General features: G+C 67.0%; 27 protein-coding genes. 12 read left to right on the top strand and 15 right to left on the bottom strand.

The window, feature by feature from the left end:
* Positions 1-5: 5 nt before the first annotated feature.
* From GPX89_RS24420 to GPX89_RS24410, 3 genes are all read right to left on the bottom strand, one after another.
* Positions 6-992: a potassium channel family protein gene (locus GPX89_RS24420; RefSeq protein ID WP_328602268.1), complete on the bottom strand. Its 987-nt coding sequence runs from the start codon at positions 990-992 to the stop codon at positions 6-8.
* A 70-nt stretch (positions 993-1,062) separates the two neighbouring features.
* The gene (locus tag GPX89_RS24415) at positions 1,063-1,608 is read right to left on the bottom strand and encodes a TerD family protein (RefSeq protein WP_328602267.1); all 546 of its coding nucleotides are present in this window, start codon (positions 1,606-1,608) and stop codon (positions 1,063-1,065) included.
* Between the two features lie 168 nt (positions 1,609-1,776).
* On the bottom strand, positions 1,777-2,238 hold the full coding sequence (locus tag GPX89_RS24410; RefSeq protein WP_328602266.1) for a GbsR/MarR family transcriptional regulator: 462 nt from the start codon (positions 2,236-2,238) through the stop codon (positions 1,777-1,779).
* A 73-nt stretch (positions 2,239-2,311) separates the two neighbouring features.
* Between GPX89_RS24410 and GPX89_RS24405 the strand changes: the two genes are divergently transcribed.
* The 5 genes from GPX89_RS24405 (at position 2,312) to GPX89_RS24390 (ending at position 5,070) form a co-directional block, all read left to right on the top strand.
* Complete coding sequence (locus GPX89_RS24405) at positions 2,312-3,223, top strand: ABC transporter ATP-binding protein (RefSeq protein WP_328602265.1); 912 nt, start codon at positions 2,312-2,314, stop codon at positions 3,221-3,223.
* 38 nt (positions 3,224-3,261) lie between these two features.
* A complete protein-coding gene (locus GPX89_RS24400; RefSeq protein ID WP_157390028.1) occupies positions 3,262-4,098 on the top strand; it encodes an ABC transporter permease subunit in 837 nt (278 codons plus the stop codon).
* 141 nt (positions 4,099-4,239) lie between these two features.
* Positions 4,240-4,509: a TetR/AcrR family transcriptional regulator gene (locus GPX89_RS43925; RefSeq protein WP_198347572.1), complete on the top strand. Its 270-nt coding sequence runs from the start codon at positions 4,240-4,242 to the stop codon at positions 4,507-4,509.
* Positions 4,506-4,769, top strand: a complete 264-nt coding sequence (locus GPX89_RS43920; RefSeq protein WP_198347571.1) for a hypothetical protein — start codon at positions 4,506-4,508, stop codon at positions 4,767-4,769. The genes GPX89_RS43925 and GPX89_RS43920 overlap by 4 nt, the downstream gene beginning before the upstream one ends.
* Before the next feature lie 13 nt (positions 4,770-4,782).
* Positions 4,783-5,070, top strand: coding sequence for a YciI family protein (locus tag GPX89_RS24390; RefSeq protein WP_157390027.1), 288 nt, complete (start codon positions 4,783-4,785; stop codon positions 5,068-5,070).
* 21 nt (positions 5,071-5,091) lie between these two features.
* Here GPX89_RS24390 and GPX89_RS24385 read toward each other — a convergent pair whose 3' ends face one another.
* A complete protein-coding gene (locus GPX89_RS24385; protein ID WP_157390026.1) occupies positions 5,092-5,973 on the bottom strand; it encodes an alpha/beta fold hydrolase in 882 nt (293 codons plus the stop codon).
* A gap of 82 nt (positions 5,974-6,055) precedes the next feature.
* On the opposite strand from GPX89_RS24385, the gene GPX89_RS24380 reads away from it, so the two are divergent.
* Positions 6,056-6,682, top strand: a complete 627-nt coding sequence (locus GPX89_RS24380; RefSeq protein ID WP_157390025.1) for a winged helix-turn-helix transcriptional regulator — start codon at positions 6,056-6,058, stop codon at positions 6,680-6,682.
* Between the two features lie 34 nt (positions 6,683-6,716).
* On the opposite strand, the gene GPX89_RS24375 is transcribed toward GPX89_RS24380, so the two are convergent.
* Positions 6,717-7,256: a CGNR zinc finger domain-containing protein gene (locus GPX89_RS24375; RefSeq protein ID WP_198347570.1), complete on the bottom strand. Its 540-nt coding sequence runs from the start codon at positions 7,254-7,256 to the stop codon at positions 6,717-6,719.
* A gap of 88 nt (positions 7,257-7,344) precedes the next feature.
* Between GPX89_RS24375 and GPX89_RS24370 the strand changes: the two genes are divergently transcribed.
* Positions 7,345-7,863, top strand: coding sequence for a hypothetical protein (locus GPX89_RS24370; RefSeq protein ID WP_157390023.1), 519 nt, complete (start codon positions 7,345-7,347; stop codon positions 7,861-7,863).
* Positions 7,864-8,222: 359 nt separating this feature from the next.
* Here GPX89_RS24370 and GPX89_RS24365 read toward each other — a convergent pair whose 3' ends face one another.
* Both GPX89_RS24365 and GPX89_RS24360 read right to left on the bottom strand, forming a co-directional pair.
* Positions 8,223-8,615, bottom strand: coding sequence for a hypothetical protein (locus GPX89_RS24365; protein WP_157390022.1), 393 nt, complete (start codon positions 8,613-8,615; stop codon positions 8,223-8,225).
* A 348-nt stretch (positions 8,616-8,963) separates the two neighbouring features.
* A complete protein-coding gene (locus GPX89_RS24360; RefSeq protein ID WP_157390021.1) occupies positions 8,964-11,147 on the bottom strand; it encodes a malate synthase G in 2,184 nt (727 codons plus the stop codon).
* Between the two features lie 183 nt (positions 11,148-11,330).
* On the opposite strand from GPX89_RS24360, the gene GPX89_RS24355 reads away from it, so the two are divergent.
* The 4 genes from GPX89_RS24355 (at position 11,331) to GPX89_RS24340 (ending at position 14,946) form a co-directional block, all read left to right on the top strand.
* Positions 11,331-12,077, top strand: coding sequence for an SDR family NAD(P)-dependent oxidoreductase (locus tag GPX89_RS24355; protein WP_157390020.1), 747 nt, complete (start codon positions 11,331-11,333; stop codon positions 12,075-12,077).
* Entirely contained in the window at positions 12,074-12,709 is a 636-nt protein-coding gene (locus tag GPX89_RS24350) for a TetR/AcrR family transcriptional regulator (protein WP_328602264.1), read from the top strand. Before GPX89_RS24355 ends, GPX89_RS24350 begins: the two co-directional genes overlap by 4 nt.
* Before the next feature lie 2 nt (positions 12,710-12,711).
* Positions 12,712-14,001 carry an acyl-CoA dehydrogenase family protein gene (locus tag GPX89_RS24345; RefSeq protein WP_157390019.1) on the top strand — a complete coding sequence of 430 codons (1,290 nt, stop codon included), beginning with the start codon at positions 12,712-12,714 and terminating at the stop codon, positions 13,999-14,001.
* Positions 14,002-14,256: 255 nt separating this feature from the next.
* Positions 14,257-14,946 carry a DUF1266 domain-containing protein gene (locus tag GPX89_RS24340; protein WP_198347569.1) on the top strand — a complete coding sequence of 230 codons (690 nt, stop codon included), beginning with the start codon at positions 14,257-14,259 and terminating at the stop codon, positions 14,944-14,946.
* A 4-nt stretch (positions 14,947-14,950) separates the two neighbouring features.
* Here GPX89_RS24340 and GPX89_RS24335 read toward each other — a convergent pair whose 3' ends face one another.
* The 5 genes from GPX89_RS24335 to GPX89_RS24315 form a co-directional block, all read right to left on the bottom strand.
* Entirely contained in the window at positions 14,951-15,838 is an 888-nt protein-coding gene (locus GPX89_RS24335; RefSeq protein WP_157390017.1) for a hypothetical protein, read from the bottom strand.
* A gap of 88 nt (positions 15,839-15,926) precedes the next feature.
* On the bottom strand, positions 15,927-16,430 hold the full coding sequence (locus GPX89_RS45950) for a DUF4231 domain-containing protein (protein WP_157390016.1): 504 nt from the start codon (positions 16,428-16,430) through the stop codon (positions 15,927-15,929).
* A gap of 47 nt (positions 16,431-16,477) precedes the next feature.
* Positions 16,478-17,200 carry a hotdog family protein gene (locus tag GPX89_RS24325; RefSeq protein WP_157390015.1) on the bottom strand — a complete coding sequence of 241 codons (723 nt, stop codon included), beginning with the start codon at positions 17,198-17,200 and terminating at the stop codon, positions 16,478-16,480.
* Between the two features lie 308 nt (positions 17,201-17,508).
* Complete coding sequence (locus GPX89_RS24320; protein WP_407939484.1) at positions 17,509-18,186, bottom strand: DUF305 domain-containing protein; 678 nt, start codon at positions 18,184-18,186, stop codon at positions 17,509-17,511.
* Positions 18,183-19,760: an LVIVD repeat-containing protein gene (locus GPX89_RS24315; RefSeq protein WP_157390014.1), complete on the bottom strand. Its 1,578-nt coding sequence runs from the start codon at positions 19,758-19,760 to the stop codon at positions 18,183-18,185. The genes GPX89_RS24320 and GPX89_RS24315 overlap by 4 nt, the downstream gene beginning before the upstream one ends.
* A 212-nt stretch (positions 19,761-19,972) precedes the next feature.
* Here GPX89_RS24315 and GPX89_RS24310 point away from each other — a divergent pair, with 212 nt between their 5' ends.
* A complete protein-coding gene (locus GPX89_RS24310; protein WP_157390013.1) occupies positions 19,973-20,593 on the top strand; it encodes a DUF4232 domain-containing protein in 621 nt (206 codons plus the stop codon).
* Here the strand turns inward: GPX89_RS24310 and GPX89_RS24305 are convergent.
* From GPX89_RS24305 to GPX89_RS24295, 3 genes are read right to left on the bottom strand one after another with little or no spacing between them, the layout of a single operon-like run.
* Positions 20,583-21,500, bottom strand: a complete 918-nt coding sequence (locus GPX89_RS24305) for a 3-methyladenine DNA glycosylase (RefSeq protein WP_235948105.1) — start codon at positions 21,498-21,500, stop codon at positions 20,583-20,585. The genes GPX89_RS24310 and GPX89_RS24305 overlap by 11 nt on opposite strands.
* Positions 21,500-22,564 carry a hemolysin family protein gene (locus GPX89_RS24300; RefSeq protein ID WP_157390012.1) on the bottom strand — a complete coding sequence of 355 codons (1,065 nt, stop codon included), beginning with the start codon at positions 22,562-22,564 and terminating at the stop codon, positions 21,500-21,502. The genes GPX89_RS24305 and GPX89_RS24300 overlap by 1 nt, the downstream gene beginning before the upstream one ends.
* Positions 22,557-23,936 (bottom strand): hemolysin family protein, encoded by a 1,380-nt coding sequence (locus GPX89_RS24295; RefSeq protein ID WP_328602263.1) that lies wholly within the window; start codon positions 23,934-23,936, stop codon positions 22,557-22,559. Before GPX89_RS24295 ends, GPX89_RS24300 begins: the two co-directional genes overlap by 8 nt.
* Positions 23,937-24,156: the final 220 nt, after the last annotated feature.

Here is a 24,156-nt window from a genome sequence, read left to right as displayed (position 1 = left end):
TGCTTTCAGCCGGTGGCCAGAGTGCGTACCGCGTCGAGTTGGGTCGGGGTGCCGAGCACGATGAGGATCATTGTGGCGTGGAGCTGGGTGTCGTCGGTGGGGTTGGCGACGAACTGTCCGGTCTGGGTTCGAATGGCGAGTATCAGTGCGCCGGTGGCGGGGCGTAGGGCGATGTCGGACAGGGAGCGGCCGATCAGTGGTGACCCCGGTCCGAGCCGGATCTCCTCGATCCGGTATTCGAGGGTGTCCTCGTGCATGACCACGTCGAGGAATTCCGCGACATTGGGCTGCAACGCGAACGCCGCCATCCGCCGACCGCCGATCAATTGCGGGTTGACGGCCCGGTTGGCCCCCGCGCGAAGCAGTTTCGACTTCGAGCCTTCGGTGCGCGCCCGCGCGATGATCACCAGATCGGCGCGCAGCGCCCGGGCCGACAGCGTCACGTAGACGTTGTCGGCATCGCCGTCCAAGGCCGCGATCAGCGCCTGCGCGTGCTCGATACCGGCGGCTTCGAGCACGCTGTCGTCGGTGACGTCGCCGAGGATGTTCGGAAATTCGATGTCGCGCAGCCGTTCCGGGTCGCGGTCGATCACCACGATCGTCTTGCCGAGGCCGTGCAGGTATTGCGCGGTCGAACGGCCCACACGCCCCCAGCCGCACACGATGACGTGCCCACGCATCTGTTCTATCCGGCGGTTCATTCGCCTCCGCTCCAAATGGTGCCGAAGATGGCCTTCGATGAGGGCCTCCAACAGGACCCCGAACAGGTAGAAGACGGTGCCGGCGCCGACCAGGATCAGCACCATGGTGAACACCTGGCCTGTCGCCGACAGCGGATGGACCTCACGGAAACCGACTGTGGTGATCGTCGTGACCGTCTGGTAAAGCGCGTCGAGGACGCCGAAGCCCAGCATTACGTAGCCGACGGTGCCCGCCAGCACCACCAACGCGAACGCCAGCACCACACGGCTGAGACGGCGCAAGGGATTCACGCCAAGATTGTGGCATCAGTCGAGCAATACATGCTGTTGACGATGCCACCCGGCTGTTCGGTGCGCGGCGTCAGCGCAAATGGCGGCTGAGTGCGGGCAATGCGTCGAGCGGGTGACGGGCGTCGATGCCCTCGACGATCTCCTCGAAGCACCAGCCCTCACCGGTCGGGAACACGACACCCATGACAAGGCCGGAGGAGATCGACTCGCTGAGGTCGTAGCGGACGAGTTCGGTTCCGGTGGCGGCGTCCACGAGGCGGCAGAAGGCGTTGTCGACCTGCGCGAGCTGCTGGCCGGTATAGGAGGTGACGAGAAACAGCACGCAGGTGATCCCGCCCGGCAGGCGAGTCAGGTCGATGGTGATGATCTCGTTGTCGCCCTTGCCTTCCCCGGTCAGGCTGTCGCCATGGTGGCGCACCGAACCATCGGCGGAGGCCAGCTGCTCGTGATAGACCACGTCGACGAGCCGCTCACCGGCGAACAGCAAAGCCGCCGCGTTCAAATCGATCTCGGCACGAGGACCGCCGAACCATCTGCGCCGCGCCGGATCCCAACCCAACGCCATGCTGAGGTAGCCCAGGCCCTCACCGCGATCATCCCGAAGCGCGACCGACACCGCTCGCACCCTCCCGCCGCCGGCCGCACCTACCCTCGGATCGCGCCGTCGACCAGACTCACCGCCGCCACCGCCGTAAAGATGCCGCATGAATCAACCACTGTGCAAACAGGATTCCGCAAACGCGGGAGACGCCACGGCAGCCGCGCCTGCTGCCGAGGGGGTGCTTCAGGGGCGGTATTCCTCGCGCCAGCCGTCGATGAGTGGTGGCAGCGCACGCTCCATGTAGGCGTAGAAGTCTTGCATCTCATGCAATCTCGCCGCGGTCGGGCCGTCGTCGCCGGTGATGTCGAGGCCGTTCTGGGCGGCTTCGCGCATCACCTTGAGCATGACGTTCTGCTGCGAGAACAGATCAGCCCACACGCCTTTGGGGAATCGATAGTGCTCGCGGCGACTGCCGGGGGCGGGCACCCGTTCCACCATCGCCGACTGGGTGAGCTGCTTGATCGCGGTCGACACCGCGCCGGTGCTCACCGACAGTTGCTCGCACAGGTCGGCGGCGGTCATTGTGTCCTGCTCGGTGTAGAGCAAGGCCGTCATCACCCGCGCGGTCGTCTTCTGCATCCCGCCCTGGGCCAGGGTCAGCGCCAGCCGTTCGGCCGCGTCTCGAAGTCGCTGCTTGGAATCCACAGCCACACAGTACAGATAGCTCCGGAAATTTTGAATCTTCACAAATCTCTGAAAGTTCGTTAGATTGTGAGACGTGCTCAATGCCATAGAAATCCGCGATCTCACCAAGACCTACGGCACCCGTCGGGGCCTGACCGGCCTGACTCTCGACGTCCGTCAGGGGGAAGTGTTCGGTTACCTCGGCCCCAATGGCGCGGGCAAGTCGACCACCATCCGGGTGCTGCTCGACCTCATCCGCCCCACCGGCGGCAGCGTCCGAGTGCTCGGGCTCGACCCGCGCCACGACGGCCGGGAACTGCGCCGCCGGATCGGTTACCTGGCCGGTGATTTCGTGGTCGACGGCCGGCAGAGCGTGCGCGAGTGCCTGCGATTCCTCGCCCGGCTCAGCGGCGGCGTCCCCGTGTCGCGCATCGACGAACTCGCCGACCGGCTCGGCCTGGACCAGACCGCCACGATCAAGAACCTGTCCAAAGGCAACCGGCAGAAGGTCGGCCTGGTACAGGCGTTCATGCACACACCCGAACTGCTCATCCTCGACGAACCCACCTCCGGGCTGGATCCGCTGCTGCAGCAGACCTTCCTCGACCTCGTCACCGAGGCCGCCCGCAACGGGCAGACAGTGTTCATGTCCAGCCACATCATGGACGAGGTGGAAGCCGTCGCCGACCGCATCGCCATCTTGCGCGACGGGCGTCTGGTCGCCCTCGACACCGTCGCCGATCTGCGCGCCGCGGCCGTCCGACGCATCGAGATCGGCTTCGCCGCACCAGTTTCCCTCGATCAGTTCCGCGGTCTGGCCGGTCTGACCGAACCCACGCTCGACGACACCGGCACGATCCTGCGCGCCCGACTCACCGGCACCCCGGACGCGGTCCTCAAAATCGCCGCCCAACACACCGTCACCTCGCTGCACACCACCGATCCCCACCTCGACGAGATCTTCCACACCCAATACGCCGACGCCGCCCCGCGCGACGCCGCGTAATCCGCCGAAACCTCTTGTTACCCAAGGAAAACCAAGCCATGACGACCGTCACCGCCACCATGCCGAACACCGCAGCCGACAAGGCCATCCAGGCGGAGGTGATCATCAAAACCCTCCGCGACAGCCGCCGCAGCCTCCTTGGATGGACCCTCGGCATCACCGCCGCGGCCACCGCCTACGCCGGGTTCTACCCCCAGATCGCCAAAAACGGCGCCGCACAAACCCAGAACCTGCCCGAAAGCCTGCGTGAAGCATTGCGGATGAACGACATCACCTCCGCGCCCGGATATCTCGGGTCCACCGTATTCGGACTGATCGTGCCACTGCTGACAATGTTCTTCGGCGCGGCACTCGGCGCGCGCGTCACCGCCGCCGACGAGGAAACCGGAACCCTGGACCTGCTCCTGGCCCATCCGCTCACCCGAACATCGCTGATCGCACAGCGTTTCGCCGCCCTGGTACTCGCGGCGACCGGCGTCAGCGCGATCCTCTGGCTGGCCATGCTCGCCGTGCGCGGCGGCGCGGACCTGACCGCCGTCACTCCGGCCCGGTTCGCCGCCCAATGTGCCCAGGTGGCGCTGCTGACGATCATCTTCGGCGCCCTCGCAACGGGAATCGGCGCGGTGGCCGGGCGCAGGGGCGCGGTCTTCGCCCTCACAGCGGTCGTCGGCGTCGCCGCCTACGGAACCCACACCTTCGCCGCGCAACTCGGTCTCGGGTGGGCCGCCTACCTGTCGCCGTTTCACTACTACATCGGCGGCGAGCCGTTGCGCAACGGCTTCCAGTGGGCCGACCTGGCGATACTCGCCGCCGTCTCAATGGCTCTCGTGGTCGGTGGGACATACCGCTTCAACCGCCGTGACCTCCGGAATTGATCGATCCCGGTTGGGGACCACCAGCTCGAACGTGCTGCAGCATCGTGATCAGCCTGTCGTGCGGCTACCAAGATTTGATCAGCGGGCCGCCGTGGTCCTTCCGCTGCCATCGCTCGGTGCGGCGACCGAGCGGCGGATGAGTTGTTCTATCACCGGGGGTTCGAGCAGACCTCGTTTGCGTCGATCGCCGAGGTTGTGCAGCTGTCGCGCGGAAACTTCTATCACCACTTCAAAGCCAAGGACGACCTGCTCGACGCGGTCATCGCGACCCGCCTCGAAGAGACCCGCACCATGCTGGCCCAGTGGGAATCGCAGACACTTGACCGGCCGGTCGTATTCGCAAGTTCGTCGACATCCTGCTGGTCAACCGCGCCGATATCCAGGACTACGGGTGCCCGGTCGGCACTTTGACCAGGGAGCTGGCCAAATTCGACCTCACCGCACTCGATGCCGCCAGCGGGCTGTTTGTCCTGTTCCGGGAATGGCTCGCCGAGCAGTTCGGCCGGCTCGGGCATCGCGATGACGCCGACGAGCTGGCCATGCATGTGCTGGCCGCCAGTCAGGGTGTGGCCACCCTGGCCAATGCCTTCCATGACGAGCGGTTCCTGCGCCGAGAGGTGCAGCGCCTGCACGGCTGGCTCGACATCTTCCTCGACGACTCACGAAAATAGAAGCGAGAGAACCATGTTCGTCGTTCTGCTGAAGTTCTCTGACCGCAAGTCCGACGCGCCCCAGCACATGGCAGCCCACCAGCGGTGGATCCAGCAAGGCTTCGACGACGGGGTGTTCTTGCTGGTCGGCAGTATCAAACCTGGTGTCGGCGGCGCGGTTCTGGCCCGCAACACCTCCCCGGAAGACCTCGAGCGGCGCGTCGCGCAGGACCCGTTCGTCGCGGCCGACGTCGTAACGGCCGAGATCCTCGAGGTCGCGGCCGGACAAGCCGACGACCGCCTGAAATTTCTGCTCGACTGACCAACCCGCCCGGGCTGAGTCCTATGCCTTGACCCAGTCGCGGATTGCGGTGACGAACTCCTCGGGCGCGTCGGATTCGACGTAGGTGCCGGCGCCTTCGACGATCACGGTCGTGTGGTTGGTGAAGGTCGCTTCCAGTCGTTGCCGCTCCTGGGGACGGAAGGCGATATCGGCGTCACCCCACACGATCAACGTCGGCAACTGCGCGACATCGGGCAGGCGGGCCTCGATCTCGGCGAAGAAGTCGCGGCTGGCGAGTACCGCGCCGGGCAGCATCGCACTGGCCTGACGGCGTGCGGGAGTGTCCAGCGCCCGACGGTAGTGGGTCATTTCGGCCTCGGTCGGCTTGCGGCGACGGTGACCGGTGGGGATGAACGCGTTGACCAGCAGGTTGAGTTGGCGCACCAGCAGGCGGCTCACCGGATTGCCGAGGGCGCGTGCGAACGCTTCGAAGTGCAGGACGCCGTTGACCGGCCACGCCCACGTATTGGCCAGCACCAGCCGCTCGAAGACCCCCGGCCGCCCCTGCGCGACCGCTAGGCCGATCAGACCACCCCAGTCCTGGCCGACCAATGTGACCTGGTGCAGACCGAGGGCATCGACGAACCCGGCCACCACCTGCGCGTGCTCCTCGGGCAGGAAACGGTAACCACGCTTCGGTGTCGACAGCCCGAAGCCCGGGTAATCGACTGCGACACAGCGGAACTCGCCACGCAGCGCGCTGATCGCGTCGCGCCACAAGAACGACCAGGTCGGATTGCCGTGCAGGAACAGCAGTGTCGGACCTGATCCTTCGTCGACGTAATGCACGGTGTGCCCATCGATTTCGACGAAACGGCTCTCGAACGGAAACAGAGTGTCGTCGACCCAATCGGGTCGCGTGGTGCTGGTGGTCTCGGCCATGGTTGAACCCCCTACGCTCGACATCACGGTATGATTGATCTTCTCAAGTCAACTTGAGATTCTCAAGCGATTGAAGGAATTGATGCGTAGCTACGGCCAGTACTGCGGGCTCGCCCGGTCCCTCGAAGTCGTGGGTGACAGGTGGAACCTGCTCATCGTCCGCCAGTTGCTCCTCGCACCGGCCCGCTACCGGGACCTGCTCGACGGCCTGCCCGGCATCGCCACCAATCTCCTCGCCGACCGGCTGCGTGACCTGGAATCCTCCGGCGTGATCGAGCGGCGGTTGGCCGGTGAGGGCAGCGTCGTCGAATACGCACTCACCCCCTGGGGCGCGCAATTGCGTGAGCCGATCGAGAGCTTGATCCGTTGGTCCACCCCGCTGATGATCCCCGGCCCCGGCGCCGATGCCTTCCGCCCCGAATGGCTCGCCCTCGCCGTGCCCGCCCTGCTCACCGTCCGGGTCGAAGACCGGCCCTCCGCGACGGTCGGCCTCGACATCGGTGGCTCGCTCTTCCAGCTCCGTGTCACGGCATCCGGATTCGAGGTCGCCCCGCACGACGGCCGCGACCTCGACGCCACCGTCCGCGCCGACCCCGCCTACATCCTCGGGCTTGCCGCCGGTGCACTCACCCTCAGCGACGCTCGTGCGCTCGGGGCCGTCGAGATCGCCGGCGATGAGGCTCTCATTCGCGCCATCTTCGCTGCCTGACCGGTATTTCGGCACCGGAGGTTTCGGGCGGCAGTCAATCTCGTCGGTTCGCTTTCCGGCGGCGATAGTGCGCGGCCGCTGCGGCGCGGTCGTTGCAGGTGTCGCAGCAATACTTGCGAGTGCCCGGGCGGGTGCGGTCGACGAACACGCACTCGCACGGGGCTGCGGCACACACCCCGAGTCGCCGAATGCCGTGCTGCACAAGGTGTTCGGCGAGGGCCGCGACCAGCCTGCCTGCCAAGGCCGCGAGCCCGTGCGACATGCCACTCGCGTCCATCCGGATGACGCCGGTGGTGTCCTGCGACAACTGCGGGACCACGGCGTGTTCACGCAGTAGTTCGTTCACCAGATCCGTTGCCTCGGAGCCGGTATCGCAGCCGAACGCGGGCCGCAACTGCTCCCGCAGCTCGCGCAGCCGATCCAGATCGCCGTCGGCGAGTTCCTCGGCCAGGTCCGACTGGCCCGCGCCGCGCAGGATGACCCTGAAATGGTCGACCGTCGTCAATCGATCGGGCGGATCGGCCAGCGCGTAAACGGTATTGACCAAATCCACGACCAGATCCAGATCGTTCACCACCCACCTCCTCACCATTGACGACCTGCAGCACCGACCTTAGCATTCTCAGTACTTAAACTATTTTAGTAACTGATATGGAGTTGCTGTGGACACGACTTTCCGGTCCGCCGACGCGTTGGCCAACGTCCTGCACGCCCAAGGCCCCCACCCCGATCACGTCGAGAAGCTCGCCCTGTTCGGGCAGTTCATCGGCTCCTGGCGAGTGACCAATCGCCTCCGTGACGCCGACGGCAGCTGGACGACCTATCCCGGGCGCTGGGACTTCGGTTGGACGCTGGGCGGATTGGCGATCCAGGATGTCCTCGACTGCCCCACCGCACCGAATCGCTACCCCGGCACCACGATCCGCTGCTACGTCCCAGCCACAGACAGCTGGAACGCGGTCTGGCTCGACCCACACTCCGGCCTGCACGTCACCCTGCACGCAAGCTCTGCCGACACCGGCATCGTCCTCGAAGGCAGTACTCACGTCGGTACATCGGTCCGGTGGATCTTCTCGAACATCACCGACACCAGCTTCCACTGGCAGGGCTACCTCGCCCGCGACGCCACATCCTTCGAACTGGTCCAGGAAATGGCCGCTCATCGCCTGCGCGATCGGTGAGTGCCTCAATGAGCGGATGTGTCGGCAAGAAGCCGCATACCGCGCTGATCGCGCCGGCCGTGGCGCCCTTGTTCGAGCGGTTCTGACCAGGGTCTCGGCACCATGCTTGCATGCCGCCCGCGCCACGCATCAACGCGACGTTGCCAGGGCATTTCCGGTGGCAAGGGTCCCCACCGAGGATGCCTTTCGGACGTGGTGGCCCGCTACGGGTCGATCGAAGCGTTCTGCGACTACTTATACGGCCTGCTCGGCGCACCGGCTGAACGGATAACCGTCGTGGCCACCCGCATTGGTATCGGTCACCGGTGGGAGGCACGGGCTACAGGAGCCTTAACCTCGCGATGAGCCGGAGGACATACCTAGTGGACTTCGGCACCGGCATCGAGTGTGGCCGATCGCCACGACTCATCACCATCTCGAGCGATATCGATCAGCGACACCCCGATGACATACACGGCGGTCGGATGACGCTCAGCCGAGGCACTGGCCGCGTAGGTTCCGTCGACATGCCGGATCGCGAACGCGTTCTTCAAATCGCCGGCCTCGGTCGCGGCGGATGGCCGATTCACCGACGTTGCGGTGCCGGTGAATTCGAAGATGAGCATCACCTCGGGATGGCCGGACACCACCAACAAAGTGACTTGTAGCTCGACGGCGGTGGAGTTCCGTTGTACGCACGCGAAGTCCGGCCATCGATTCGTGGCACCCCGAAAACGATCGACGTCTTCTGAATCGGACTGAACCGAGCGCATCAGGCAGGCCTCGGATTCGGAGTGCCGGAGCAGTCGGTTGCTGAAGGCGAAAGATCTTCGGAGTGTCGGGTCGGGACACGCCGAGGAGGGGTTCATTGGGGACAGCGAATCAAGACTTCGATGATGGGTCTTCGCTGCTATCAGTGCTATCCGACGCGAATCCACTGGTAGAGGGCATTTCCTGGCGACGAAGACGTGTCCCGTGTGTGACCGTTTTCGGCGTGATGGGCCGGGATGTGGGGTGATCTCCAGTTATGGGTGAGGCCCCGCCCGGAGTGGTTCCAGGGCGGGGCCTCAGGTTGAAAAGTGCTGCGAGGAGCTTCTTTTCAGTGGTTTCCAGTGCTCGGTTCAGACCGACTTGTTGAAGGCTTTCGCCTCGCGGCGGCGGCGGTGCAGGATGGGCTCGGTGTAGCCGTTGGGCTGGGTGGTGCCCTCGAGGACCAGTTCCTTCGCCGCCTGGAAGGCGATGGAGGCGTTGAAGTCCGGAGCCATCGGGAAGTACGAGGAGTCACCGGCGTTCTGGCGGTCCACGACGGGGGCCATGCGCTCCAGCGAAGCGATGACATCCGCCTCGGAGACGATGCCGTGGCGCAGCCAGTTGGCCATCAGCTGGCTGGAGATGCGCAGGGTGGCGCGGTCCTCCATGAGGCCGATGTCCTTGATGTCGGGGACCTTCGAGCAGCCGACGCCCTGGTCGATCCAGCGGACCACGTAGCCGAGGATGCCCTGGGAGTTGTTGTCCAGCTCCTGCTGGATCTCCTCGGGCGACCAGTCGGTGTTCGGGGCGAGCGGGATCTCGAGGATCTCGTCGACGGTGGCGCGCGGGCCGCCCTTGGCGATCTCGGCCTGCCGCTTGAACACGTCCACCAGGTGGTAGTGGGTGGCGTGCAGGGTGGCGGCGGTCGGGGACGGGACCCACGCGGTGTTCGCGCCCGACTTGGGGTGGCCGATCTTCTGGACCAGCATCTCGGCCATCAGATCCGGCATGGCCCACATGCCCTTGCCGATCTGCGCCTTGCCGGGCAGGCCGGTGGCCAGACCGGTGTCGACGTTCCAGTCCTCGTAGGACTTGATCCACTGCTGGGCCTTCATCTCGGCCTTGCGGACCATCGGCCCGGCCTCCATGGAGGTGTGGATCTCGTCGCCGGTGCGGTCCAGGAAGCCGGTGTTGATGAAGACCACGCGGTCCTTGGCGGCGAAGATGGACGCCTTCAGGTTCACCGTGGTGCGGCGCTCCTCGTCCATGATGCCGACCTTGAGGGTGTTGGCCGGGACGCCGACGACCTCTTCGATGCGGCCGAACAGCTCGTTGGTGAAGGCCACCTCGTCCGGGCCGTGCATCTTCGGCTTCACGATGTAGATCGAGCCGGTGCGAGTGTTCTTCAGCTCGGTGTCGCCGTTGAGGGCGTGCTTGGCGATCAGGACGGTGATCAGGCCGTCCATGATGCCCTCGGGAACCTCGTTGCCGGCGGCGTCGATGATCGCGTCGGAGGTCATCAGGTGACCCACGTTGCGCACGAACAGCAGCGAACGACCGTGCAGCACAAGCTCACTGCCGTCGAGCGCGGTGTAGACGCGGTCCGGGTTCATGGTGCGGGTGAAGGTCTTGCCGACCTTGGTGACCTTCTCGGACAGCGTGCCCTTCATCAGGCCCAGCCAGTTGTGGTAGCAGAGGACCTTGTCCTCGGCGTCCACGGCGGCGACCGAGTCCTCGAAGTCCATGATCGTGGTGACCGCGGACTCCAGCACGACGTCCTTGACGCCCGCGGTGTCGGTGGAACCGATCGGGGAGGACGGGTCGATCTGGATCTCGATGTGCAGCCCGTTGTGCTTCAGCAGGACCGAGGTCGGGTTGGCCGGGTCGCCCAGGTAGCCGACGAGGGCATCGTTGTCGGCCAGGCCGATCTCGGTGCCGTCCTCGAGGCCGACCACGAGCTCGCCGTCCTCGATCGAGTACTTGGTGGAGCCGACGTGCGAGCCGGTGATCAGCGGCACCGCGTCGTCGAGGAAGTTGCGGGCCCACTCGATGACCTTGTCACCGCGGACCTTGTTGTAGCCCGAACCCTTCTCCGCGCCATTGGCCTCGGAGATGGCATCGGTGCCGTACAGCGCGTCGTAGAGCGAACCCCAGCGCGCGTTGGCGGCATTGATGGCGAAGCGGGCGTTCATCACCGGCACGACCAGCTGCGGTCCCGCCTGGGTGGCGATTTCGGCGTCCACGTTCTCGGTACCGATCTGGAAATCGGCCGGTTCGGGACGGAGATAGCCGATCTCGGTGAGGAACTGCTTGTAGGCAGCCTTGTCGTAGCCAGCGCCAGGGTTCGCGCGGTGCCACTCGTCGATCTTGGCTTGGATGTCGTCGCGTTCCGCCAGGAGAGCACGGTTGCGGGGGGCGAGGTCATTGATGACGGCCTCGGCACCCGACCAGAACGCGGCGGAATCAACACCGGTGCCGGGGAGGGCCTCGTTCTCCACGAAATCGTGGAGCACCTTGGCAACCTGCAGCCCGCCGACCTGAATCCGCTCTGTCATCTACTGCCTCATTTCGAGAAGCCGGGTGGAAAAAGTACGCGCGTCATATTACTCGCGGTTACCCGGCGGTATTTCACGGCCTCGGGGTTGGGGCCTCGAACGATGGGTCTTGATTGTATCGGTCGGTACATTTAATGTACTGGTTGGAACATTTTTCGGCGGTGATTGGTCGAGGTGCGATTCATGGGAAATCCCTTGTCCGGCAAGGTCTCTGTGGTAACGGGCGGCAGCCGCGGACTCGGACGGGAGATGGTGCTGGCTCTCGCCGAGGCCGGGTCCGATGTCGTCATCGCCAGCCGCAAGCTCGAGGCATGTGAGGAATTAGCCTCCGACGTGCACGCGAAGACCGGTCGACGAGCCCTTCCGGTGGCCTGCAACGTGGGGGACTGGGCGCAGTGCGAGGCCCTCGTCGAGGCGGCTTACGGGGAGTTCGGGACGGTCGACGTCCTGATCAACAACGCCGGGATGTCGCTGCTTTATCCCAGCTTGGACCAGGTTTCCGAGGCCATGTTCGACAAGGTGATGGCCACCAATCTGAAGGGGCCGTTCCGGCTCTCGGCGCTCATCGGGGCGCGCATGGCCGCGGGCGGCGGCGGATCGATCGTAAATATATCTTCGATCGAGGCCGCCCATCCCGAACCGCTGGCGGTGCCCTACGCCGCCGCCAAGGCCGGGCTCGAGGCGCTGACCATGGGTTTCGCTCAAACCTACGGACCCGCGGTGCGGGTGAACACGATTCGCTGCGGCGCCTTCGACACCGATATCGCCAAGGCGTGGCCGCCGCAGATGCGCGCCGAACTGGCCCGGCATACCGCGCTCGGCCGCATCGGGGTGCCCGCCGACATCGTCGGGGCGGCACTGTTCTTCGCCTCCGACGCCTCGGCCTACTGCACCGGCTCGACCCTGGCCCTGGACGGCGGCATCCGGTGACGGCCCCCGCCCGCAAACGCGGCCGCCCGCCCGCCTCGGCCGCCGGGCCGGGGGAGACCCGGGAGCGGATCGTGCGGGCCGCGCTGGAACTGTTCTCGGAGAAGGGCTTCCACGGCACCGGCGTCGCCGAGATCGGGGACCGCGCCGACGTGCAGCGCGGGGCGCTGTACTACCACATCGGCTCGAAGGAAGAGTTGCTGTGGCAGATCCTCGGGGACTACACGCGGCTCATGCTCGCCGAGGCCGAGCAGATCGCGGGCGGCTCGGACTATCCGGTCACCAAGCTGCGCAAGCTGATCCACTCGCACGTGCGGCTCATCATCGAGAACCGGGCCGCCGTCGCCATCCAGCTGCGCGACGGCGCGGCGCTCAGCGGTGAGCGGGCGGGCGAGCTGCAGCAGCTGCGCGACCGTATCCAAGCGCTGTGGCAGCAGGTCATCGACGCGGGCAAGAGCTCCGGCGTGCTGCGCACCGGCGACCACGTGGTCACCAACAGCGTTCTCGGCATGCTCAATTCGGTGACCTTCTGGTACCGCGCCGACGGCCGGCACACCCCCGACGAGATCGCCGACATTCTCTGCACCACCGTCCTGGACGGACTCATCCAACCGCGCAAGAGCACGAAAGGCTGATCATGGCTTGGGATTTCGAGACGGACCCGGAGTACCAGAAGAAGCTGGACTGGGTCGCGGAGTTCGTCAGGACCGAGGTGGAACCCCTGGACCTGGTGTATCCGAACCCCTACGACCGCACCAACCCCGAGATCCGCGCGCTCATGAAGCCGCTGCAGGAGAAGGTGAAGGAACAGCAGCTGTGGGCCTGCCACCTGGGTCCCGAACTCGGCGGGCCCGGCTACGGGCAGCTGAAACTGGCCCTGCTCAACGAGATGCTGGGCACCTCGCAGTGGGCCCCGCTGGTGTTCGGCTGCCAGGCACCGGATTCGGGCAATGCCGAGATCCTCGCGCACTTCGGCACGGCCGAACAGAAGGCGAAGTACCTGCAGCCCTTGCTCGACGGTGAGATCGGGTCCTGTTACGTCATGACCGAACCGCAGGGCGGCTCGGATCCGACGGCCTTCCAGACCCGCGCGGTCCGCGACGGCGACGAGTGGGTCATCAACGGCGAGAAGTGGTTCAACTCCGCCGCCGAGTTCGCGACGTTCCATATCGTCATGGCGGTCACCGACCCGGACGCGCCGCCGCATCAGCGGCTGTCCATGTTCATCGTGCCCGCCGACACCCCCGGCCTGGAGATCGTGAAGAACTTCACCGTCCCCGGCTTCAGCGAACACGAAGGCCACCTGCGGTTCTCGAACGTCCGCATCCCCGCCGACGCGCTGCTCGGGGCGGAGGGCCTCGGCTTCATCGTCGCCCAGACCCGTCTCGGCGGCGGCCGCGTCCACCACGCCATGCGCACGGTCGCCCTGGTGCGCAAGGCGTTCGACATGATGTGCGAGCGCGCGGTGTCGCGGCCGATGGGCCGGGGCGTGCTCGGCGGCAAGCAGATGACCCAGGAGAAGATCGCCGAATCCTGGATCGAGATGGAACAGTTCCGGCTGCTGGTGCTGCGCACTGCCTGGCGCATCGACAAGGAACAGGACTACCGCAAGGTCCGCCACGACATCGCCGCCATCAAGGTCGCCATGCCGAAGGTCATGCACGACATCGCCCAGCGCGCAATGCATCTGCACGGCGCCCTGGGCGTGAGCAGCGACCTCCCCTTCACCGACATGATGACCTACGCCCAGATCATGGCCATCGCCGACGGCCCCACCGAGGTCCACAAGATCACCCTGGCCAAGGAAGTCCTGAAGACCTACGCCCCCGCGGACCCGGTCTACCCCACCGGCTACCGCCCCGCCCTCCGCGAAAAAGCCCGCGACCTGGTGGCCACCCGCCTCGAACACACCATCGCCAACCTCTGACCGTCCGTCGAGTGGCACATCCCGGAGGGGTTTTGCCCGAATCCGCCTCCAGGATGTGCCACTCGACGCCCGGGATAGGATTTGGGTGCCGGTGTGGAGAAGGGGACGGGTGTGGCTGGGGTCAGCGGGTTTCCGATGTCGAAGGGGAATCTGGAGCCGGATTTGTGGTCCGGGGTGGGAGTTTCGGAGGATCGGGTTCGGGCGCTTGCCGTCGGGGCGTATTACGGGCGTAGTTGGGGTGCTTACAACGACACCGTGGCGTTCCAGCCCGAGCTGACGGGGCGGTCGGACACTCGGCGGGAAGCCACGATCGAGGGGCTGCACGAGTCGTGGGGCGTCGACAATGGCGAGGATGCCCGGGACACGATTCGCCGGTTGCTGGCGGGGATGCATTCGCCGTTGTTCAGCTTGATCCATCCGCTGGCGGTGGCGGCGGCGGGGGAGTCGTCGTATCGGCCCGATCGGGGTGGGATCTCGTCGGGGCATCGGGAATTCCTGCACATCCTGTCCCAGATCCGCGGGTACGAGGGGGCGGCCGGACTCGATCGGGACTATGACGCCTGGTTGCAGGCGATCAAGCTCGGGATCGTCGACGGGCTGCCGCAGCCGTTGAACACCGACGCCACCGCGTGGGATCTCGCGCGGGTGGTGTTCATCGCGCGGTCCGCGCATACCGCCGGGTATCTGCCCGAGGACGAGGCGTGGGAGCACATGCTCACCGGGCTCGCCAAAGCGCAACAGCACTACCGCAATTGGCGGCAATTCGGGTCCGGATTCCTGACCGGGGCCATCTACTGGGCGGCGACGCAGGATCTCGCGGCCGCGCGGGAGCAGGTCGGCGAGCGCCGGGAGATGCTGTACGGGCTGTATGCCCGTCCGTCCAGCCCGTGGCGGCGGGTCGCGCTGCATCCGGGCACGCCGAATGGCGGTGTGCCGCAGTCCTAGCGGGTCAGCTGGGCAGGGAGCCCATGATGCCGAAGGCCTGGCGCTGGAACGCCTCGTCCTCGACCATGCCCAGGCGGCGGCGTTCCACCAGCAGCTGCCATTCGGCGAACAGGTCGGCCGAGGACGGGCGCGCGGGCAGGATGGATCCGTCGACATGCGCTACGTCGCAGGCCAATTGCACCGCCTGCGCCAGGCGAGCGAAATCCTCCGCCACCCAGTCGACGAACTCGAGCGTGGTCGGATAGGCGCGCAACCGCAGCGTCGCCACCGCGCGCGGGGCGGGCGGGGGCGTCACCTCGGCCCGATCGATCGCGGCGATTGGCAGTTCGTGGACCGCGTCGGCGCCGACGAACAGGAACCGCTGCGTGGTGATCGCGATCAGTCCCGGCGTCCCGGAATGGGTGGCCTGGGCCAGCTCCAGCACGAACTCGTCGGGCCCCGCGAGTGTCTGCAACGCGGTGATCAGGTGAGTCGTGTGGCCGATGAACCGCATTCGCCGCGCGGCGGCGGTGACGTCCTGGCGCATCGGGCCGTGCGGTGACGGCAGCAACGGCGGCGGCGTGAGGTCCGGACGGCGCGGGTGCAGCCGGCGTGCCTCCAGCAGCTCCCCTTCGACGGCCCGCACCAGTTCGGTGGCTTGGGGCCGCAACTCCGGCTCCAGGAAGATCGGCACCGGATGACGTTGGGTGGGAACGCCGTTCATGGGGAACTCCGGCGAGCGGAAATACAGCAGGACCGCGATCCGGTCGTCGTCGGTCGTGGCGACCCGGATGCGGTGCAGCTCGCTGACCGGCACGTCCAGGGCGACCTCGTCATCGGCGCGCAGGGGCTGGGTCACGAGCCGGCCGTTGCCGTACCTGATGGCGACTCCACGACCCCACACTTCGAGCACGACATCTCCTCCCCTCTCGGCCCCCTCGGCCGCGCCGAACAGCATCGTACCGAAGGCCGTTCGCGCGACCGGGTGCGAGCACGCGGGCTCAGGGTGCGGGGGTGGGCTCGTCGATGGTCTTGATGTAGTCGTCGACGTAGGTGGAAAGGATCTGCTCGACGCTGAGCAGGAACTTGGTCGCGTTGGCGGCGGTCGGCCCGCCGGGGTAATCGCCTGCGCCCGCGACGAACCGCCATCCCTCCGACAGCAGTAGCTGCTGGGTGCGGCGGTTGGTCGCGACCCGCTGATCGGCGTGGAAGATGGCGGCGCTGCCGGTCGCCACCACCGCCACCCCGCCCGCGAAAGCGGTGGCCGCGCGGATGAGATTGCCCTCGAATCCGGCCAGCCCCGTCACCACCGCGCTGGCGACCATGGCGGTGAACCGGAGAATCTGTCCCCAGCTGCGGAATCGGCCGGTGAGGCGGCCGGTGCTCACCACCTCGTTGGCGTAGGTACTGGTCCAGAAGTCATGAAAGGCGGGACCGACTGTGTTCCAATCGATGACCGCGGCCATGGCGTCGGTCTGGGCTTTCGGCGACGAAGAACCTGCCACGCGGTCAGTTTGTCACGCGCGAGCCCCGACCGCCTGCCGACGGCGGATCAGCCTCGGCGGGGTTCTATCCAGAGCGCCTCGGACAGGGCGCAGAGTTCGCCGTCGGCGGTCGAAAGTGCCACGCCGACAGTGTGTTTGCGGCCCTCCCGTCCGATGATCCAGGCGTGCGAGATGTAGTCGGCTCCGGCGTACATCGGCCGGAATCGGGTGGCGGTGAGGGCGGCGGTGAACGCGCCGCTGTTCATCTTGGAGAAGACGAACGCGGCCCGGCCGCCGGGGCAGTCCAGCGCCGACCAGACCACCTCGGGCGGGAGTTCGCCGGTCTCGTCGGCCAGCCCGGCGTCGGGGGTCCAGGCGGCCGTCATCATCTGCTCGCCCGGCAGTTCCGAGGGGAACAGCCGCAGTCCGCGACCCGGCTCGCAGGCCAGGCCGCAGCCGTAGCAGTCGGTCACCGTGCGCGGGCCCGACAAAGCCACCTCGACGGCGGATTTCGCGGCCGCCCACGACGGCGCGGGGCGCGGGTCGACGGTGAGCGCTGAGGGGGTCGCCTCCACCAGCAGGGTGTCGTCGGTCGCGGTGAGAGCGGCATGGCCGGGCGCGGGCGTGGACAGCAGGATCGGGGTGCCGACGGTGACCGCGCGGCGGAAATCGACGCGCACGGTGTCCGCGCCGGAATGCGCCGCGAGCAGGCCCGCGAGGTAGCCGCCGAACGCCACCTCCGGGTAGCCGTGGATGTGCGCGGGGATGGTGAGCGCTTCCGCCTGGGTCATGGTGAAGGTCAACCTCTCCCGGCCGATGGGCCGATCAACACAATCGACCATACCCAGGGCCCTGACTACCGCTCCCGTGAGATTTCGCACCTCGGGGCTCCAGCGATTCCGCACCCCGAATCCGCGCGGTGGGATAGCCGGGCCAGCGCGATTTCACCCCCGAATCCCATGCCTTTGTACAGCCCGGGCCACGAGCTCCGAATCCCTGTGGCGCGGTGGCTGGGGGCAGGGCCATGTCACGTCTTCGTGCGGGTCGCCGCCCGGCTCGGGTGCGATGTCGTGCTGCGGGTTCCGTGCTCGGGCGTGGCTCAGGTGAGGGGTTGGGCTCCGCGCTGGGCGAGCAGGATCGTCATGAGACCGGCCTCCTGGGACTGCGCGGTGATCATGCCGCGGGCCGCTTCCTTCACCGGGCCCGAGGTGAGGAGGGCGTCGGCGGCCTTGGCCATGGCGACGCCGCCGGTGTGGTGGCGCAGCATCAGTTGCAGGAACAGGATTTCGGCGTCCTTGCCGTGGGCGCGGGCCAGGGCGTCGAGTTCGGACTGGGTGGCCATGCCCGGCATGGTCGTGCCGTTGGTGCTGGTCATGGTCGCCATCGAATGCTCGTGCGCGCCGGGCGAGTTCATCCAGGCCATCGGGTGCTTGGAGTCCGGTGAGGCATTGGCCAGGCGCAGCCAGCCCTGCAGGGTGCCGATCTCCATGCGCTGGGTGTCGGCGATCTGCTGGGACAGTTGACGCACCGTCGGGTCGACGCCGGAATCCAGGCGCTGCACCATGATCAGCGCCTGCTCGTGGTGGGCGGACATGTCCTGGCTGAAACCGATCTCGACCGCGCTGAGCACCGGTGGCGCGGAACGATTCTCGGGAACGAGCACGGGCCGCACCAGGAATCCGGCCGTCAACAGCGTCAGCGCTAGGGCGGCGAACCCGGCGGGCCGCCGCCAGCGGTATCCGAACCCGCGCAGGCGATCACGAAGGCTCACCGTCACGACCCCACCACGGAGCGCTGGTCGGCGGGCGGGGTGTACACGTCGTCGGACAGCTGCAACACCATGAAGCCGTTGTCATTGCAGGTGGCCCACAACTGGTTTCCGTGCCACTCCGGCGGCGAGAAGCACCAGTCGGTGGACAGATCGCCGAAGGCCACCATGCCGGTGCGCGCCGAGAGCGCCTTGGAGGGATCGAACTTGCCCTCGAGAATGGCGCGCGCCGCCGACGGGAACTCCATGCCGGGGACACCGATGATCGAGGCCAGCGCGTGCGGGGAGTTCCACAACTCCAGATTGCGGCCCTTGCGGGCGGGCGGGTTGAAGTACGCGATCTCCTTGGCGTGGAAGGGATCCCGCACGTCGAACACCCGGATGCCGGACTCCTCCCACCCGCACGCCAGCGCGGTCGGGTTGTCCGGGCGGTCGGCGGCGCAGTAGTGGGCGTCGTAGGAGAAGATCGAGCCGCCCATGGCCGAGGCCATCGCCGAATCCTGGTGCTCGGGCAGGTTGATCTCGAGCTTGATCTTCGCGGCGACCCGCGGATTGGTCTCGTCGGAGATGTCGATGAGCTTCACCCCGCCCGCGCCGCCCTCGTCGACGGTGAACAGGTACGGCTTGCCGTCATAGGTGACGGGGATGCTGTGCTGGGTCGCGAACCCGTCGGTCCAGAACACCCGTCCCAGATGGTTGACCTGCGGATTCGGGTCACGGCGTTGCACGGCGCTGATATCGAGCACGGTGAAACCGGCCAATGCGGACAGGTACATGCGATTGCCGTCCGGGCTGATCCCGAAGCCGTGCGCCTCGATACCCGTGAGGCCCTGCCAGATCACGTGCGGGTTCGACGGATCGGTCAGGTCCACCGCGCTGACGAAGCCGGGCGCGATACCCGAGGCCCAGTAGGTCCGGCCGTCGGGCGAGAACCCGCCCTCGTGGGTCGTGATGGGCAGCGGCATCAGCAGATTCGTGCCCGCGCCCGGATTGAGCAGGCGGGGGTGGGCGCAGTCGGAGATGTCGTAGACCGACAGGTAGCCCGCGCCCTCGCCGACCGGAACACCGGTGCCCACCAGCAGTTTCCGCTCGGCATTGACCTTGAGCGACTCCCAGGTGCCCGCGAGCATGGCGGGTTCGGTGAGGCTGCCGGTCACCACGGGGTTCGCCGGATCGGAGACATCGAGCACCTGCACGCCCTGCGCGGGGCCGAGGATATCGCCCGGGAACATGGATCCGGTGTAGGAGCAGTGGTCGTAGGTCGTCGAGGTGATGCCCGCGCCCTTACCGACGTATCCGCCGACGAACGACAGATTGCAGCGATACCCCAGGGTGCTGCGACCGCTGTCGCGGTCATCGGCCGGAACGTCGCCCTGCATACCCGATTCCGGCAGCGCGTCGTCCCCGCAGTCCGCGCGCGGCACCGAGGTCCGCCCGACATCGAGGAACTGCTGCACCTGATCGGCGATGTCGGACTGCAGATCCGCCGACGCGCCGTGGATCGGCAGCAGGGCCGCCCCCAGCAGCGATACCGCCAGCACCGTCGCCGGCTTGGACCGGCGTATGCCCGTGAACCGCCTCATCGCGGTACCCCCATCTTCTTCGAACCGTTGCTGCGGTGACCGGTGGCACAGACAGGTGCGCACTGTGGTCACGGTTACGTCTCGGAACGCTAACCCATAAACTGACTGGCCGGTAGGGGGGTAACGGAAAATTGTCTGTGACAGCTGTGCCAGCGGCTGCGGGCATGCTGTCGATCTTGAAACGTTCGAAGATCGAAAGGGATAGATGACGTATGCGCACAACAGGATTCACCGCGCTGCTCGCGTGTGCCGTCGTAGCGGCCGCGAGCGGCTGCGCGAGCTCGACATCACCCGGCCCCACCCAATCCGGTTCGCCCGCCGCGACGACCACCGCCGGTAGCCAGTCCGGCGGCGGGAACTCCGGCGGGAATTCCGGTGGCGGTGGCAGCCCGGCCACGACCCCCACCGACACCACCCTCGCGGCCTGCGCCCCCGGCCAGGTCGACGTGACCGCGAAGAGCATGGGCGCGGCCATGAGCCACGACGGCATCACCCTCACCTTCTCGATCGCCAACCCGTCCCAGTCCTGCACCCTCACCGGCTACCCAGGCATGGACGAGATCACCGACACCGGCACCGTCATCCACGCCGAACGCACCCTCAACGGCTACGTCGGCGGCCTACCCCAGGGCACCACCACCCCACCGACAGTCGTGGTGAAATCCGGCCACCCCGCCCACGCCATCGCCGAGGGCACCTCCTGCGGCCCCTACGGCAAACCCGACCCCAAAGTCGTGAAAACCGAAGTAACCCCACCCAACTCGACCGACACCCGCGTCATAGACGCCGCCGTCTACACCTGCACCCTGAAGATCCACCCGGTCACGGAGTAGCCGAAAGCAGGTCTCGGCACGCGGTGAGGAGGCGGGTGCGCAGGAGTTCGGCGCGGGACGCGATGTCGGCTTGGGCGCGGACGTATTCGGCTCGGCCGGAGGGGGTTTCGATGCGGATGGGCTGGTAGTCGAAGTCGAGCAGGTCGTAGGGGCTGGCCTTCATGTCGAGTTCGCGGGCGGCGCAGGCCAGGTCGAAGGCGTCGAAGAGCAGGTCGGAGCCGATCAAGGGGGTGAGTTTGAAACCCCACTTGTAGATGTCCATGTTGGCGTGGAGGCAGCCGGGCTGTTCGCGGTCGATCTGGGATTCGCGGGTCAGGGGTTCGATGTTCAAGGGGGCGGCCGCAGGGGTGAAGAAGCGGAACGCGTCGAAGTGGGTGCAGCGCAATTGCATTGCTTCGACCACGGCGTCGGTGCCCTCGTGACCCAGACGCAGCGGCACCTGTTGGTGGCGGATGTCGTCGCTGCGGTAGACCATGGCCCACTCGTGGAGTCCGAAGCAGGACAGCTGCGCCGGGCGGGTGGCTGTGGCCGCCAGCAGGCGGGCGACGAATTCGACGGTGTCGCGGCGCTTGTCGAGGAAGGCCGGGTCGGCGGTCCAGCCGGTCAGCGGTCCACCCGGTGTTTCGGCCGAGATCTGATGGTAGCCACGGGATCCCGTGTAGTCCGCGGCGTCGGCCAGGATCACCCCGAACCCGGGATGCCAGCGTTTGAGCTGGGCGGGCTTGTGGCCGTAGTAGGTGAACAGGAAGTCGATCACCGGATGTTTCCGGCCGGCCGCCCGCCGTTCGAGATACGGGCCGACCAGGGCGTCGACCCGCGCGCGGTGGGCGGCCGCCCGGCCCCGCCAGTCGGGGCCGGACAGCCAATCGGGTCCGGGTAGCACGGATAGCTCGGTGGGCGCGTTCATCATTCGGCGAGGCGGTGGGTGGCGTCGCGGACGGTGCCGACGAACTCCTCCACCAGGTCTTCCAGGGCCACGATGCCGACCGTGTTGCCGCGGCTGTCGACCACCCGGCCCAGATGAGAGTTGGTGCGGCGCAAGCGGGCCAGCGCCTCGAACAGGGTCGTGCCCATGCTCAGGGTGGGCAGCGGGCGGATATCGGTGCGGGGGATCGGGGTGCCCGGGCCCGCGTCGTCGTCGGCGGTCAGGTCGAGTACGTCCTTGACGTGCAGATAGCCGACCAGCGAACCGTCCGAGGCGCGCACCGGGTATCGGGAGAAACCCGTTTCGGCGACGGCGGATTCGATATCGCCCAGCGTGGTCCCGTCCCCACGCAACGGCACCGTGCGCGTCTTGTCCAGCGGCACCATGACATCGGCGACGATCCGATCGCTCGAACCCAGCGCCTGGGTGAGCCGGCGGTGCTCCTCCTCGTCGAGCAGTCCCTCCGAACGGGATTCGCCGAACATCTCCGCCAGCTCCACCGACGACACCGTGGAATCCAGCTCGTCCTTCGGCTCGATCCGCAAGGCGCGCAAGGTGATATTGGCGGCGAAGTTGTAGACCGCGATCAACGGCTTCGCCAGCCGCAGCCACAGCAGATGCAGCGGCACCAGCAGCAGCGCCGAACGCTCCGGCCCGGCCAGCGCGATGTTCTTCGGAATCATCTCGCCCAGCAGGATGTGCAGGATCACCACGATGGTCAGCGCCAGCGCGAACGAGATCGGGTGCAGCAGCGACTCGGGCACGCCGACCAGATCGAACGGCTGCTCCAGCAGATGCGCCACGGCGGGCTCACCGACACGGCCCAACAGGATCGAGCAGATGGTGATGCCCAGCTGCGCCGCGGCCAGCATCATCGACAGGTTCTGGCCCGCCTCGATGACGGTGTTGGCACTGCGCTTGCCCTGCGCCGCAAGCGCTTCCAGCCGGTCGCGGCGCGCGGAGATGAGCGCGAACTCCGCGCCCACGAAGAACGCGTTGCCCAGCAGCAGCAGGAAGGTGAGCAGGACGGCGTACAGGTCACCCATGGCTGTGCTCCAGCTCCCAGGTCGCGAGGGCCTCGGCGTCGACGGGACGGATGTGGACGCGGTCGATGCGCCGGCCGTCCATGCGCTCGACGGTGGCGATCCACCCGCCGCCGCCGGTGTCGGGGTCGAGCAGATGGGTCGGCTGCGGCAGCACGACCTCGTCGCCCGCCACCGGGATCCGGCCCAGCCGGGTCAGGACCAGGCCGCCGAGGGTCTCGTATTCGCCCTCGGGCGCGTCGTATCCGGTGGCGCGGGAGACCTCGTCGATGCGCAGCAGACCCGAGCAGTTCCAGCCGTTCGGGGTGCGGCGCACATCGAGTTCCTCCTCGTCGTGCTCGTCGCGTACGTCGCCGAGGATCTCCTCGATCAGGTCCTCCATGGTGACGATGCCCGCGGTGCCGCCGTACTCGTCGACCACCAGCGCCACCTGCATGCCGTCGCGGCGCACCCGGTCGAGCACCTCGTCACCGTCGAGGCTGGCGGGCACGATCGGCACCGGCTTGGCGATGGTCTTCAGCTTGATATTGCGGCGATCCTTCACCGGATACACGAACACCTGCTTGACGTGCACGAATCCGAGCGTGTTGTCCAGGTCGCCCTCGATGACGGGGAAGCGGGAGAAACCGGTCTCGCGGGCGGCGTCGACCAGATCGGCCAGAGTGCAGTCCTGATCCAGGGATTCGATGGTCATGCGCGGGGTCATCAGCTCCTCCGCGCTGCGCTCACCGAACTCCAGCGAGCGGTCCACCACCTGCGCGGTGCGCTGATCGAGTGCCCCGTGCAGGGCGGAAGTCCGCACCAGCGAACCCAATTCCTGCGGCGAGCGCGCCGAACGCAGCTCCTCGGCCGGCTCGATACCCATCCGGCGCACCGCCCAGTTGGCGACGCCATTGAGGAAATTGATCATCCACTTGAACACGGTGGAGAAGGCGATCATCGGCGCGGCCGTGAAGCGCGCGACCTCGAGCGGCGAGGCGATGGCGATGTTCTTGGGCACCAGCTCGCCGTAGATCATCGACAGCGAGGTCGCGATGATCAGCGCCAGCGCCAGCGAAATCCCGTGCGAGGTACCGGCACTCACGCCGAACGCGTTGAACATCGGCTCGAGCAGCCGCGCCAGCACGGGCTCGGCGATATAGCCGGTGATCAGCGTGGTGATGGTGATGCCCAGCTGCGCACCCGAAAGCTGGAAGGAGAGCGTGCGATGGGCGTGGCGCACCTGGCGGGCCCGGCGGTCGCCCCCGCGGGCATGGGCCTCCACGGTCGAGCGTTCCAGGGCGGTGAGCGAGAACTCGGCGGCGACGAACAGCGCCGTGCCGGCGGTCAGTGCGATGAATCCGAGCAGACTGAGAACGGTGAGCAGAGCCGACACGGTCAGCACCACCCGGCCGTTCGAAGGGCCGATATTGCGTGGGCGCCGGGTTTGTCACCCGGCTCGGTAGAGGAGCCCTCCTGTGTAGCGCCCTGGGACGCGGGTGACAACTGGTTCCTTTCGCAGGGGTTGCTAGCGGATATGCGCTTCGGATACCCGCTCAGTGTAATGAGACTCAGCCGGGGTCCGGACAGCCCATGGTACCGGGACACGTTGACGG

Source organism: Nocardia terrae, from assembly GCF_009760405.1.
Taxonomy (GTDB): Bacteria; Actinomycetota; Actinomycetes; order Mycobacteriales; family Mycobacteriaceae; genus Nocardia; species Nocardia terrae.
Note: the sequence above shows the minus strand (reverse complement) of the source record. Positions and strands in the feature narration are given on the sequence as shown.